The organism is Alteromonas sp. C1M14, from assembly GCF_018860965.1.
In the GTDB taxonomy this organism is placed as follows: domain Bacteria; phylum Pseudomonadota; class Gammaproteobacteria; order Enterobacterales; family Alteromonadaceae; genus Alteromonas.
In genome coordinates, this window is sequence record NZ_JAHKQF010000016.1 from 134,834 (window position 1) to 148,445 (window position 13,612).

9 protein-coding genes, 2 rRNA genes and 1 riboswitch are annotated in these 13,612 nt (G+C 45.9%); of the genes, 1 reads left to right on the top strand and 10 read right to left on the bottom strand.

Annotated elements, in window-relative coordinates:
• Nucleotides 1-3: 3 nt before the first annotated feature.
• The gene (gene recR / locus KO501_RS16385; RefSeq protein WP_216030773.1) at nucleotides 4-603 is read right to left on the bottom strand and encodes a recombination mediator RecR; all 600 of its coding nucleotides are present in this window, start codon (nucleotides 601-603) and stop codon (nucleotides 4-6) included.
• Nucleotides 604-930: 327 nt separating this feature from the next.
• Here recR and KO501_RS16390 point away from each other — a divergent pair, with 327 nt between their 5' ends.
• The gene (locus KO501_RS16390; protein WP_216030774.1) at nucleotides 931-2,451 is read left to right on the top strand and encodes a catalase; all 1,521 of its coding nucleotides are present in this window, start codon (nucleotides 931-933) and stop codon (nucleotides 2,449-2,451) included.
• 124 nt (nucleotides 2,452-2,575) lie between these two features.
• On the opposite strand, the gene KO501_RS16395 is transcribed toward KO501_RS16390, so the two are convergent.
• The 9 genes from KO501_RS16395 to KO501_RS16435 form a co-directional block, all read right to left on the bottom strand.
• Nucleotides 2,576-2,902, bottom strand: coding sequence for a YbaB/EbfC family nucleoid-associated protein (locus KO501_RS16395; protein ID WP_216030775.1), 327 nt, complete (start codon nucleotides 2,900-2,902; stop codon nucleotides 2,576-2,578).
• A 32-nt stretch (nucleotides 2,903-2,934) separates the two neighbouring features.
• Nucleotides 2,935-5,241 carry a DNA polymerase III subunit gamma/tau gene (gene dnaX, locus KO501_RS16400; protein ID WP_216030776.1) on the bottom strand — a complete coding sequence of 769 codons (2,307 nt, stop codon included), beginning with the start codon at nucleotides 5,239-5,241 and terminating at the stop codon, nucleotides 2,935-2,937.
• Nucleotides 5,242-5,256: 15 nt separating this feature from the next.
• Nucleotides 5,257-5,793, bottom strand: a complete 537-nt coding sequence (apt, locus tag KO501_RS16405; RefSeq protein ID WP_216030777.1) for an adenine phosphoribosyltransferase — start codon at nucleotides 5,791-5,793, stop codon at nucleotides 5,257-5,259.
• A gap of 225 nt (nucleotides 5,794-6,018) precedes the next feature.
• On the bottom strand, nucleotides 6,019-7,581 hold the full coding sequence (locus KO501_RS16410) for a methyl-accepting chemotaxis protein (RefSeq protein ID WP_216030778.1): 1,563 nt from the start codon (nucleotides 7,579-7,581) through the stop codon (nucleotides 6,019-6,021).
• Nucleotides 7,582-7,690: 109 nt separating this feature from the next.
• Nucleotides 7,691-8,008: a DUF2149 domain-containing protein gene (locus KO501_RS16415; RefSeq protein WP_216030779.1), complete on the bottom strand. Its 318-nt coding sequence runs from the start codon at nucleotides 8,006-8,008 to the stop codon at nucleotides 7,691-7,693.
• Entirely contained in the window at nucleotides 8,001-8,477 is a 477-nt protein-coding gene (locus KO501_RS16420; protein WP_216030780.1) for a MotA/TolQ/ExbB proton channel family protein, read from the bottom strand. Before KO501_RS16420 ends, KO501_RS16415 begins: the two co-directional genes overlap by 8 nt.
• Nucleotides 8,474-12,859 (bottom strand): cobaltochelatase subunit CobN, encoded by a 4,386-nt coding sequence (locus tag KO501_RS16425; RefSeq protein WP_216030781.1) that lies wholly within the window; start codon nucleotides 12,857-12,859, stop codon nucleotides 8,474-8,476. The genes KO501_RS16420 and KO501_RS16425 overlap by 4 nt, the downstream gene beginning before the upstream one ends.
• Nucleotides 12,860-12,971: 112 nt before the next feature.
• Nucleotides 12,972-13,126, bottom strand: a riboswitch (cobalamin riboswitch).
• A gap of 152 nt (nucleotides 13,127-13,278) precedes the next feature.
• Nucleotides 13,279-13,394 (bottom strand): 5S ribosomal RNA (gene rrf / locus KO501_RS16430).
• Nucleotides 13,395-13,526: 132 nt separating this feature from the next.
• Nucleotides 13,527-13,612: ribosomal RNA gene (locus KO501_RS16435) — 23S ribosomal RNA — on the bottom strand; the annotation flags it as partial.

Sequence of the window (13,612 nt, forward strand, 5' to 3'; positions counted from 1 at the left end):
AACTTAAAGCTTACGGCGACCTGAAAAAGCGTGGGTTAGTGTGCTGCCGTCGATGTACTCCAACTCGCCACCTACGGGCACACCATGGGCGATGCGACTAGCGTCGATATTCAATTCTTGGCAAAGCTGTGCAATATAGTGTGCTGTCGCCTCTCCTTCCACAGTAGGGTTAGTCGCTAAAATCACCTCACTGATTGATTCAGCTTTAAGGCGGCTTTCCAACTCGTTAAGCCCAATATCGGCCGGACCAATACCATCGATTGGCGACAAATGGCCCATCAATACAAAGTAGGTTCCTTTAAACGTTGAAGTTTGTTCGATTGCTAATACATCCTGAGGGCTTTCTACCACGCACAATATACCGCTATCTTGACGCTCTGGATTGGCACAAATGCGACAAATCGACTGCTCGGTGAACGTGCGACAAGACTCACAATGCCCGATATGTTCCATGGCATTTTGCAGTGCAGTACTTAGCGTATTTCCACCCTTTCTATTTCTTTCAAGCAAGTGAAACGCCATGCGCTGGGCACTTTTGTCTCCCACCCCGGGCAAACAGGTTAACGCACTAATAAGCTCACTTAATAAGGGGCTATACTTCATGTAAATAACGACTTAACACTAAGAGAATATGTTCGCAATGGTACGCTGTATAACCCTTATTGAGCAAATGAAATTCCTTATCCGGCAGCAGGGGAAATACGTAATATCATGAGATATATGCGTTTTTTCTTTAAGTCGATGAGACTGTATCCGTATCTGTTGCGCCTAAATGATAATAGTCATCTTGTCGCTATTCCCTCACTATTTAACTTTTGTTAAAAAAAATGTCTCACTTTTGAACTATACTTTTCCGGATGATAACTCGGTGTTATCAAACAACAGGCAATATGCCTTCACCACAATAAATAAGAGATAAGGAATAATAGGATGAGCAACTCAAAATGCCCCTATGACCATAGCCCCCTTACCACCAGCAGCGGCGCGCCTGTTGTTGATAATCAAAATAGCTTAACCGCTGGTAAACGTGGCCCCATTTTGACCCAAGATCTTTGGCTAAACGAAAAGTTAGCAGATTTTGTGCGTGAAGTGATCCCAGAGCGTCGAATGCACGCCAAAGGATCTGGCGCATTTGGCACCTTCACCGTTACCAATGATATTAGCCAATACAGTTGTGCCAATATTTTTAGCGAAGTCGGTAAGAAAACAGAAATGTTTGCCCGCTTCAGTACCGTCGCCGGAGAACGCGGTGCCGCCGATGCAGAGCGGGATATCCGCGGTTTTGCATTAAAATTTTATACCGAAGAAGGTATCTGGGATATGGTGGGTAATAATACGCCTGTATTCTTCCTTCGCGACCCGCTTAAATTCCCCGATTTAAATAAAGCCGTAAAACGAGATCCTAAAACGAATATGCGGTCGGCCACCAATAACTGGGATTTTTGGACGTTATTACCAGAAGCCCTTCATCAGGTCACGATTGTGATGAGCGACCGTGGCATTCCTGCCTCATATCGTCATATGCACGGATTTGGCTCTCACACTTACAGCTTTTGGAATAAAGAAGGCGAGCGTTTTTGGGTAAAACTGCATTTCGTTAGCCAACAAGGCATTGAAAACCTGACCGATCAGGAAGCCACCGAATTGGTAGGAACAGATCGTGAAAGTCACCAAAAAGATCTGTTTGAATCCATAGAAAACGGGGATTGTCCTAAATGGAAAATGTATGTTCAGGTAATGCCAGAAGCAGAAGCTGAACAAGTGCCCTATCACCCCTTTGATTTAACCAAAGTTTGGCCGAAAGGCGACTATCCGCTTATTGAAGTGGGCGAGTTTGAACTTAACAAAAACCCAGAAAACTATTTTGCCGATGTTGAGCAAGCAGCGTTTGCGCCGAGTAATTTAGTACCGGGTATCGGTGCATCTCCAGACAGAATGCTGCAAGCGCGTTTGGTAAATTACGCAGATGCCCATCGCTATCGTGTGGGTGTGAATTTAAATCAGATCCCAGTGAACAAACCTCGCTGTCCTGTACACAGTAATGCCCGTGATGGTCTAGGCCGTGTTGACGGCAACTATGGCGGCCGCCCTCACTACGAACCCAATAGCTTTAGTCAGTGGCAAGAACAACCCCAATTTGCTGAACCACCGCTTAAAATTGATGGTGATGCGAAGCGCTATGATTTTCGTGAAGACGACGATGATTACTTTAGCCAACCACGGGCATTGTTCAACTTAATGACCGCGGAGCAAAAGCAAGTGCTGTTCGATAATACCGCTGCACAGATAGGCGGCGCATTGGATTTCATTCAATACCGTCACATTCGTAACTGTACCCGCTGTGATCCCGCATATGGAGAAGGCGTAGCACAAGCATTAGGGTTAACCGTTGACGATGCCATTAAGGCACGAGACGCAGATCCAGCTAAACACTTACCTGGCTGTTTGTAAGTTTATAAAACAAAAAAGCGCTAGTTAAACACTAGCGCTTTTTTTTCGTTCATCTTTTGCTATTTAACCGGTCAGCCAATTTCACTGATTAAGGATCAATACAGGAAAAGACGTAAAGCTGTCGTTAGAAGGGCATTTTAAAGCCTGGGGGTAATGGCATGCCGCCGGTCACTTCACCCATTTTTTCCTTAGACATTTCCTGAACGCGACGCACGGCATCATTACAGGCCGCCGCCACTAAATCTTCAATCATATCTTTGTCATCGTCCATCAGAGATTCATCAATCTCTACGCGACGAACATTGTGGTTACAGGTCATGGTGACTTTCACCATTCCGGCTCCAGCTTCACCGGTCACTTCCAATTTGGCCAGTTCTTCCTGGGTTTGTTGCATGCGCTCTTGCATTTGCTGCGCCTGCTTCATGATATTACCCATTCCACCTTTAAACATGGTCGACTCTCTCTGTATTAAAAATTAATGTGTTACTCACGGGGACGAATGGTATCTTCTAACACCGTTGCTGAAAAGCTTTCACGCAACAATGTGAATATTTCGTCTGAACGAACAACGCCGCGAGCATGCTCTTGCCGCATTGCATCGATTCTGGCTTGCAGTGTCAACGGTGTTTGCACCGGTTCACCTAATACGATTTCCAGTTCGATATCTTCTTCTAAAGCCGCAGACAGCGCTTGTTTAAGTTGCGCCACCGCACTGTCCTTTAATAGATGGTCTTGAGTGCGGTCTAATTCAAGGGTCACTTTACCGTTAGCTTTCGAAAACGCCGAATTAAGCACAATTTGTTTCGTTAGCCCGACTAAACCTAAGCGAGCAACAAGATGGCTCCAACTGTCAATTTGACGCCCTCGTAAAAGCTTTTTTCCATCCGCTAGATACGGACTTAATGTTTCATGGCGATCATCACTGCCTACTACGGGTAAAGTCTCAGAATAAGATTCATCCACCACATTTTCAGCATTTGTGGCCGTGACATCTTTTTCATTCGATAGTGCTGGCGTTTCGGCCTCACTATCAACTTGAGGCTTATCTTCCGTTGCCACCGACGTGCTGGCTATGTCCTCAAGTACCCATGGCGGCGGTGTGCCGCTGATTTCTTTATCTGCGTCGTCACCCGCTTTTATCGACTGCTCGCTTACCCCTTGGTTATCCGGCTTTTCAGGCTCACGGTTTACCTGGGTATCACTGTCTTGTTCAGTTTTAATTAGGGATCTGTCAGCCTGACTTAGTCGCTTAACCCGTTCAGCAGCACTCTCGGTGTGTTTACTTGGCTTTTTTCCAGGTGATTCATCAGCCTCCGTGCGGCCTTTTTTTAATTGTTGCCGCAACGCAAGCATGTGTTCAATGGATGTAGCCTGCCCTGTGGATGGCTCAACAGGTGCTGATTCTTGTTGGGGTACTTCAGGGACGTGTTGCTCAACAATATCCACCGATGAACCCAATGTTTCGTCGGTGCTTTGCTGGCGATAATCTTCCGCCTGATGTTCAATCTCGACCTGCTGTCTGTTCAGTTCCTCCATTGAATCCTCTCCTTGATCGTGCACATCGCTGTCGCGCTGTGGTTCGAAAGATGACGGCATATGGGAGGAAGAAGGTTGCTCAGAAGTATCACTAACTGGAGACAACTGCGGCACAGAAGGCGGTGGATTGCCGCCTTCTTGGATAACAGGCTGATTGTCCTCTTGGCTTGGTACAGGTGCAAATGACATCATGCGAATCAACGTCATTTCTAAGCCAGAGCGACCATCTAAGGCAAAGGGTAAATCCTTTCTGCCTTGCAAAACAATTTGATAGTACAACTGTACCTGTTCAGCACTGATGGTTTTAGCCAGTTGATAAATGGCTTTGGCCGAAGTGGTTTCTAACTTACACACATCGGGGATCCACTGGGTCAGTGCCACCTGATGCAATAGGCTTGAAAGCTCCGCCAACACTTGGCTATAGTCTGGAGACTGCTCTGCCATACTATTGATGATGTTCATCATGGTTTCAGGTTGCTTTTTTATCACGCTATGAAGCAACTTGAGTATTTGATGGCGATCCATCAAGCCCAGCATATCTGTAACCACCTCAGATAGCACCTGATTATCACCTTGGGCAATGGCTTGATCGGTTAAGCTTAATGCATCTCGCATACTGCCTTGAGCAGCCCTTGCTAACAACGCAATGGCCGGTGGTTCAAAGGCAATTTGTTCTTCGTTTAATATGTGGGTTAACTGCCCGGAAATTTGCTCTCGCGATAAGGCTTTTAAATTAAACTGCAAACAGCGAGAGAGAATAGTAATGGGTAATTTTTGCGGATCCGTGGTCGCCAGTAAAAACTTCACATGAGGAGGCGGCTCTTCCAGCGTTTTAAGCAAGGCATTAAAGCTATGCTTAGACAGCATGTGCACCTCATCGATAAGGTACACTTTATAACGCCCACGGGTGGGCTTGTACTGCACATTATCCAGAAGTTCTCGGGTATCTTCCACTTTGGTACGAGATGCCGCATCAATTTCTAGCAAATCAACATAGTTGCCCTGCTCTATTTCCGTACAGGTGTAACATTTCCCGCAAGGCGTGGCACTTTGCCCTTCCTCACAGTTTAAGCTTTTTGAAAAGATGCGGGCGATAGTCGTTTTACCTACCCCCCGGGTTCCGGTGAACAGGTATGCGTGATGTAAGCGGTCATTATCCAATGCGTTAGAGATAGCAGTAACCACATGTTCCTGCCCGACTAACTCACTGAATATCCTTGGCCGCCACTTTCGGGCGAGTACCTGATAACTCATAGGTATCCCGTTTTATTATTCACCATCAAATTCACAGATAGAAAAACATTCGACATTGACAGCCGCAAGTTTCTCGTAGCCACCCAAATCGGGCAACCCAATAACAAACCCAGCATGTTCAACCACACCACCTAACGAGCGGATGAGTTTTGCAGACGCATCAATTGTTCCGCCTGTAGCAAGCAGATCATCAATGAGCAAAACACGATCACCGGGTTCAATTGCATCTTTATGAATTTCCAGAGTATCCATACCGTACTCTAACTCATAAGTTTCACTCACTACTTCGCGAGGTAACTTATTCGGTTTACGTACAGGAATGAAGCCCAAGCCCAATTCAATGGCCAATGGCGCACCAAAAAGGAAGCCTCTCGCCTCTGTGCCGGCAACTTTATCAAAGGCCATGCCCTGATATTTATCCACCAACAAAGAAATACAAGCAGAAAACGCCTTGTGATCTTCCAGTACACTGGTCACATCACGAAAGACAATGCCCGGCTTTGGGTAATCGGGAACGGATTTTACGACAGATTTTATATATTCAGCAGTCACTTCTTTGCCTCAGATTACAGCCAAAAAGTGAACCAGCCAGCAATGACATGCATCAGAGGAAACGCAACTAACGTAACAACGCACGCTAGAAAATACCACCAATTAAACACTTCTTTAAACTCGCCATGATCAGCCATAATCAATACCTGAAATTACTAAGTAAAAAATGGGCATAAATGGTAATCGAAAGATGACATGAATGACAGTGCTAATGTGATTTTTTAGTTACAACAAACTTTCATCTGCTTCATAGCCAACACGCAGTCCACCCCAATGCCGCCCATTTACGTATATAGGAACAGACAGATCATGCATGATCTGTCCCGTATCTCGCTTGTAGGTTTGTAATAGGAAATTCTCCGTATTTCGGGCGCACCGTTTCCCCGTTATATCATCAAAAATACGCTTGGTTCTATTGTTGGTTAAATCGACGTCATAGTTTCCCGTCAGTGGTTTACTGAATTTAAGGTTATGGGTGGGGAAGTAACCATTTTTATCTACTGCACCAGCGTAATTCACAAACGGATATTGGGCTAAAATAGGTTCTTGGATCGCCGGTAATCGGGCATCGGTAAAGGTATCAAATGCACTGTTATATTTCTGAGGACGGGTATTGGCTATAGGTGTATAAGCAAAGTTAAACAAATCCGTTTCTTTGATGGCCCCTTGCTCAATGGCAGACTCAAACAAGCAGCCAATTTCACTAGCCGCCTGTGTGGCCTTACACAATACCTGCGCATTTCTATCTTCAATCGCGAATTGCTGTAGCGCTCTAAAGATACTTTCTGTCTGGCAACTTAATGAAAAGGCTTTTTCCGCCACCTCTTTTAAATCACCTTCAAGGTGCTCGGTATTGCGATGTAGCTGCACGGCATTTACGCTAATCCCTTGATTCGTCTCACGGTGTTGTTCAACGGTGAAGTTCACCTGCTTCATGGCGTTGGCCGCATCGGATGAAATACTGCTGGTTTCTTCAATAAGAGAAGACACTTCAGCTAACGCCTTTGCCATACATTCACTGGCAGAGGATACATTGCCAATAGAATCAACCGAGCTTCGACTATCTTGGTTAATTTTACTAAGCACCTTATCAATACCTTGGGTAGCGTTGGCTGTTTTTTGTGCTAAATCCCGCACTTCATCGGCAACAACGGCAAACCCGCGGCCCTGCTCGCCCGCCCGTGCAGCTTCAATAGCCGCATTTAGCGCCAACATATTCGTTTGGTCTGCTAACTGATTTATTGTGGTGGTAATTCCACTAATGGCATCTGCATTTTGGCGTAATGAATCGAGCATGTCAGTGGCAACATCAATTTCTTGTTTAAGTTGCCTTTGTTGTCCAATGAGCGCTTCTAATGCAGCTTTACAATGAAAGGCTTTTTGGTCTGACTCCTGAATTTTTGTTTGCGCATTCCCAGAAAGGGTAACCAATTGCTCATTGCCATCTTCAAGTTGTTTTATACGCTGGGCAATTTCTTGAATGTTGTCGGTTTGTTGGTGAAACACATCCGCGAGTTTGTCGAGAAAAAATGAAACGTTCGCACTGCCGATAGCAATGCGCGTTGTCGACTGATTAATCGCACTCGCCGTTGATTTAAGGCTTTCTCCCTGCTCATCAACCAACGACTCCGAAGGTACGGTGGAGCGATTAACAGCCGTTAAACCCACTGCTATCAGAAAAACCATTACACCTGCGAGGCCAGACAGAATAAAACCAGAAAGTCCCATATACGCTACACCATAGGTAGCAATAAACGTGACCATTCCCAACACTAGCGCTTTAATCATAGGAGTCATTATTGGTAGATGATTTCATTTTACTATAACGCATATTTACAATTTGGTTACATCATGACGATGAATACTGTAAACAGTAAAATGGGATATCAGTGAATAATTACTCTTGGATCAGAATGAGCTTGCCGGATTTGGGATCACGATAAACCTGCCCCAAGGATTCCATGCTTCCTTTCGCGGCCGTGTTACGATTTTTAAGTGTATCTGGCACATCGAGTAATTCTTCGCCCACGGAAACCGGACTGGCTTGCTCACTCGAGACCTTAAAATGTGTCTGCAGATTTTCAAACCGGCTGACCAAAGCCAGCATCAAGCCCAAGGCAAATACCAACATCACATCCATAATGTTGGCAAATCCGGATAAGGGATCGCTATCCTCCTCTGCAAACTTGCCCTTTTGCCATGACGGTTTATCCATGATGTTTTTGCTCGCTTTGATCACTGATTTGCTGCCATACCTGGGTATACCAACGCCGACGGACTTTAGCCATCACAAAGCCACCAAGACCAATTAGCAACCCCAAAACCGTGGTATCGAAAGCCACACTTAAGGCCGTAGACAGCACATCAAGTTGCCCCTGCCCTAATGCAATAAGCCCAGGCCCCAAAGGGATCAGCGTCCCCATCAACCCAAGAATGGGACCGGCTTTGGCCAATAAATCTACCCGCTCTAAACGCACCGAGGCATATTTATCAAAGGCAGTTAGCGCTTCACCATGACTCACCCGGACAAAACGTTTCAACGAGTGTACGGCCTCAAACACGCTCATCCCAACTTCAAATAAGCACACCAAAACACAACCCATAAGCCCAATAATTACCGGATATAATAAATACCCGACGACCTGATGTAGCACTCCAATGACTATTCCATACTCCATGTTCATTTTTTATCCGCACTTCCCGTTATTCTGTTGCTTAGTATTAAGCCTCTTAACATCCCCGCGATTAATATAAAGCCCAAGGCCGCCAGCGCGATAAAGAGATTAACAGACCAGGCATGATCATCGGCTTTGCTATCTTGCCCTTGTGTTAGTTCGCGCTGTTTACCGTTGTCTTGGTCTTTTTCTGCCACTGACACCTCGGTTATTCGTGTCGGTGAAGACGTAGACGGTGCTTCTTGCGCTGTTCCTTTCGCTTTATTAAGGACCTCGGTAAGGGTCGCTTCTTCCTCTGCATTGAGGTATTGATCAAGCCAATCAAGCATGGGATGGTTTGGATCCGTATGCCCACTGCCAGGCAAACCATGAGCACTCACTAAGCGTACAAATTGGGATGCTAATTGATGGGTTTGTTCATCGTCGGCATGCCAAAAACCTTTTTGAATGGCAACCAACATCACTGCCAGCATATTGCTTTTCACATGTACATTGTGGGATTGCTCTAAAAACGCATCCAATCCTAATCCATACCGGTCGTTAATATACACATCGGTTACTTCTTCCCAAGCCCAATCCCCCACTAATGTGGGATTCGTTATTTGCCAGCCCCACAAGTATTCAACAAACTCACTTCCCATGGTTCTTGCGCCCGCATAACCGTGTTCCATCATACCTTTTAACCAAGCGGGGTTTAAATAACGCCCTCTCAATTCCTCCCGCAATGCCAATGCCAGTGGCCGTGCTGAAATACGGTTGGGATTGGCATGATCCATCACGTAGTTATCTGGCGCTTTCCCGCTAACCGACTCAACGGCAAGACTTAAACCACCGAGATAATCGAAGGCGTCGTTATTGTCTATTAACCCATAAAGGTTACTGGCCCGTCCTAAATAGGTATTTTCCACACTGCCAACGGCTCTGCGGTATGCCGATTGAGCCGGAATGCCGAAGCCATCGTTGGTATAGCTATGACCTAAGCGGCGCAGAAAAACAGCAGCCAACTCATGGCGATGTTCCCATGCGCCAGACCGTTCAGCTAAACGGTTAATACCAGCGCCATATGTGCCCGGCGCATCACCAAAAACTCGATACGAGGCCACCACACCCGCTTCCTTTGCGAGTACATTTTCAGCGAGCAGCTTTTGGGTATCTTCCACCCAATGGGCAGCAACTTGGTTAACCGTTAGTGACTCATTGCCCCCGCCTATCTTATTGCTTAATGGAGAAAGGGCCGCTTCTAGGGATAAGGTGAGTGCGGGATATTGCTCAATGATAGTGTGTTTACTGGCCGCTAATGCCATTAGCCAGGCTTCATTTAATAAGGCAATTTGATGACCGTAGAGATCCCGGAAAAGACCCGATGTGGTAAACAAGGTATCACGGCGAATACGGCTGGACACATCATCGCCAGCGGAATCAGCGGTGTCCATATAGGTTAGCCCTTTAACTAAACCACGACTGTTCCAGACTGGTTTTAAGCCTAACATATCAAGACCAAAGGCAATCATTACCCCTTCATCACGGACCACATCAGATGCCCAGAGTATGACCGCTTCTTTTTTGTCTTTCGACTGCTTATTATTTTGCCGAGCGCCTTGGGCCATTTCACTGCCCACTTCCCAGGCCACCTTGCTTGGAATAAGCTCACTACTTAGGGCATAGAAATTACGCCCCGTAGGGAGACTTTGAGGACTGCGGATAGGATCATTACCCGGTCCTGGGGAAACAAACTGGCCATTTAAAGCAGATAATAAGGCTGCCATTTCTGCTTTCGGAGAGGCGATCAAAGCTTCTCGCATTTTTCCTTCATCACCTTGTTCTAAAATCCTGGTAGTTGCCAAGGTTTTATTTTCTTGCAACATGGACGACACCATCATAGTGATCGCTTGTTCATTCCAGTCTTTACCAAAAATATGTAAACCCAAGGGCATAAAACGCTCTTGTAAATTCGTCAAATAGTGTCCAACTTCGTGCACGAGCATGTCGTCATCCACGTCTTCAAATCCAATTCCCATGACACTGAGTTCTGCAGACATGGCCTCAGCAAGCTCATCTTTTAACTCTAATTTATCTAATGTTGCGCGCAAATTAGTGACTAGACGAGTAGCAACAATATCGTTACCCGAGGCATGACTGGCTTCATAACTTTCGACCATTTGCCGCAATTGCAGTAAATCATCATATAGGGGGGTTGCCGCTAGCGGCGGCGTAAGGTGATCAATCATCACTGCTAAGCCGCGGCGTTTTGCCTGAATACCTTCCCCTACACCATCAACGATATAAGGATAAATGCCGGGAATATCGCCGCCAATAATACGAGGGTAGTCGTCAAACGCCACTCCCACAGAGCGGGTTGGCAAAAACTCGTAGGTAGAATGTCTACCCAAGTGAATGAGCGCATCAGCCGCAAAGGTATCCTGTAAATAATGGTAGAACGCCAGGTATTGATGGGGCGGCGGAAAAGCCAAATTGGCATGGAGCAATTCTTCATTGATTTCCCAGCCCCGTGGTGGTTGAGGACCAATAAATATATTGTTGTACTGAATACCCGGTAACAAAAACTGCCCTTGATACGTCATGACCTTACCTGGTGGCTCTCCCCAACCGCTAAGCCCTTCAATTCCGGTACGGGTTAATGCGGTTATGATTTCCTGAGCATCATCGAGGGCCCCTTGGGCATTATTACCGGCAATGGCATTTTCATAGGCAGTGTTTAATTGTTTTAATAGTGCCAGCGCCCGCTCTCTTGCAGGATGATCCACCCCTTCAAGTAAATGCACCATTTCCTCGCGGGTATGGCCAAGGGTCGTCCGAGCCCATTGGGGTTTATTGTCCGCCAACGCCTTTTTAATTTGGTCATCTAATCGTCCAAAAGGGCCAAAGCGCATTTCTTGGGTAATGGATTCAGGTAGTGTATTGAACCAAGCCTGATAATCGTCCAATGATACATGGGCCGTATGTTGGCGCATTGTCGCTAATGCGCCTTTATCGTTGGGCAGATTTACCCCTTTTTCCTGCAATTCAGTAAGCAATGCTTCTGGGGATACCGGTAAGGGACCCGTATTATATCCCGCAGCTTTCAAGGATCTTAGCAGATGCCACAAGGAGGCAGGCACATCCAGATTATCGGCGCCTATATTGTGTCGTCCAGGGGGGTGATTGTAATAAACAATAGCAACCTTTTTGTCCTTATTAGGCACATTCTGAAGCTTTTGCCATTTTTCTAATCGGGTAACTAAAGCACGTACCCCCTCTTGTTCAGCAACAATACCCGTTGTACGTATTCCCGTCGTATCATCCTCTTTAGGCTTACCCGCCGTAGCAATCACGAGTGGCTGGCTAGCCCCTTGTAGTTCAGGCATTGCAACTTGATAATACACTTTCTCATGGGACAGACCGTCGGCAGACAACAAACGGGCCGTATGAGAACGATCACGCAATTTAATGGCCTTGATAACCGGCACATTCAATGTCCGTAGTAACTGAGTGACCTGTTCTCGTCCTTCCCCAGCACCGATAACAAAGTCTTGGAACATGACTGTGGCCAACAAGGGGAGTTTTTTCGCCACTATGGTTGAAACTGCATCTACGCCCGATTCCCCCCAATATGCCAAAGCGCCGATACATTTTGCGTTAACCTTTGCCCTAATTTGCTCACAGGTATAACGAAGTATAGCCAGATCTGCCGGTCTCCCCCCTCCTGCATGATCGATAATAAAAACATGGGGTGTGGCTGATGCTTCATCCATATCAACAGGAAACCGGTTGTACAATTTATCATTGTAGAACCAACGTACTTTGGCTATTGGATGGGGCAAAGGAACAGGTATATCTTCACCAATTAAGTGGAAGAACCAAGCAAACAAGTTAGCCGCATTATCACTTTCTCCTGCTTGCCAATATGCATTAGCATATAGCCACAAAAATGTCTTGGGCTGGTTTTTCTTTAACTTTGCAAACGCTTCAGCCATATTTTTGCCAAATCGATATCCACTTACCTCATTAACCTCTGAAACGTCACTAAAGAAAGGCTGTTGGGGGCCTCGGCTTAAAGCAATTAACCGATGATCGCTGCTAAGTACAAACACCGGCTTGGCGAAATTGCGTAGAATAGGGGTTAAGCGAGGCACGGTTGCGCCAAAAAGGCCAATACCGATGACGCCATGACTTTGCTCGATTAAAGCGGCTAATTCGCTGTCGGACATTTCACTAATCTGACGGTCAGTACGGGCGCGTACATGAAGGTTTGGCTGAGCCACTTGAAATTGTAGCCCTGCTTGCGCCACTGTCTCAGCATTTCGCTCAGAGGTTAGCACTAACAAGTATTCATGACTTTGAGCAAAAGCATTGGAAACAAAAAGAATAAAAATGAGAGAAGCAAAACGCATGACTATCCTTGTAATACAAAAATAAGACAGCAGGATGCATGCACAACATCGTCACGACATTAAATCGTTTACAGATAATGATGACAGCTAAATTGAGTAATCCCGCCCTAATTTAGTGGTTATGTTCTGTATCATGTATCTGGCTTCCATCGAAATGGATACAGTTGCAGGTACAGCTCCGGATTTAAATACCCTACCAATGGGTATTCTTACCGGATTCCATGATTGCAGCATTAAATTTCACTGCCTACAGTAACCAGAGAAGGTTGTATAGCAGGCCACTAGGGAAGTCAATGATTAACAGGAAATAAGCGATATTCTATTGAGGAAACCTAAGGGTCTACCTAAGCGGGTTGTTTTATCGTGCCCCAAACGAAAAAAAGGCCACTCGCATGAGTGGCCTTTTTCTTAAATTGGGAGCCTGGCGGTGTGCTACTCTCACATGGGGAAACCCCACACTACCATCGCCGCTAATGCGTTTCACTACTGAGTTCGGAATGGGATCAGGTGGTACCACATCGCTATTGCCGCCAGGCAAAAAACTTTGTTTAACAATTTCGGAAAGCTTGATATCAATGTCAATCAGAGTAACTCACTACTCTAACTTACTTAAATTAGTCAGTCATTTAACTTACAACACTTAAGTATAAAGCTACTTAGGCGTTGTATGGTTAAGCCTCACGGGCAATTAGTACAGGTTAGCTTAACGCCTTGCAACGCTTCCACATCCTGCCTATCAACGTTGTAGTCTAC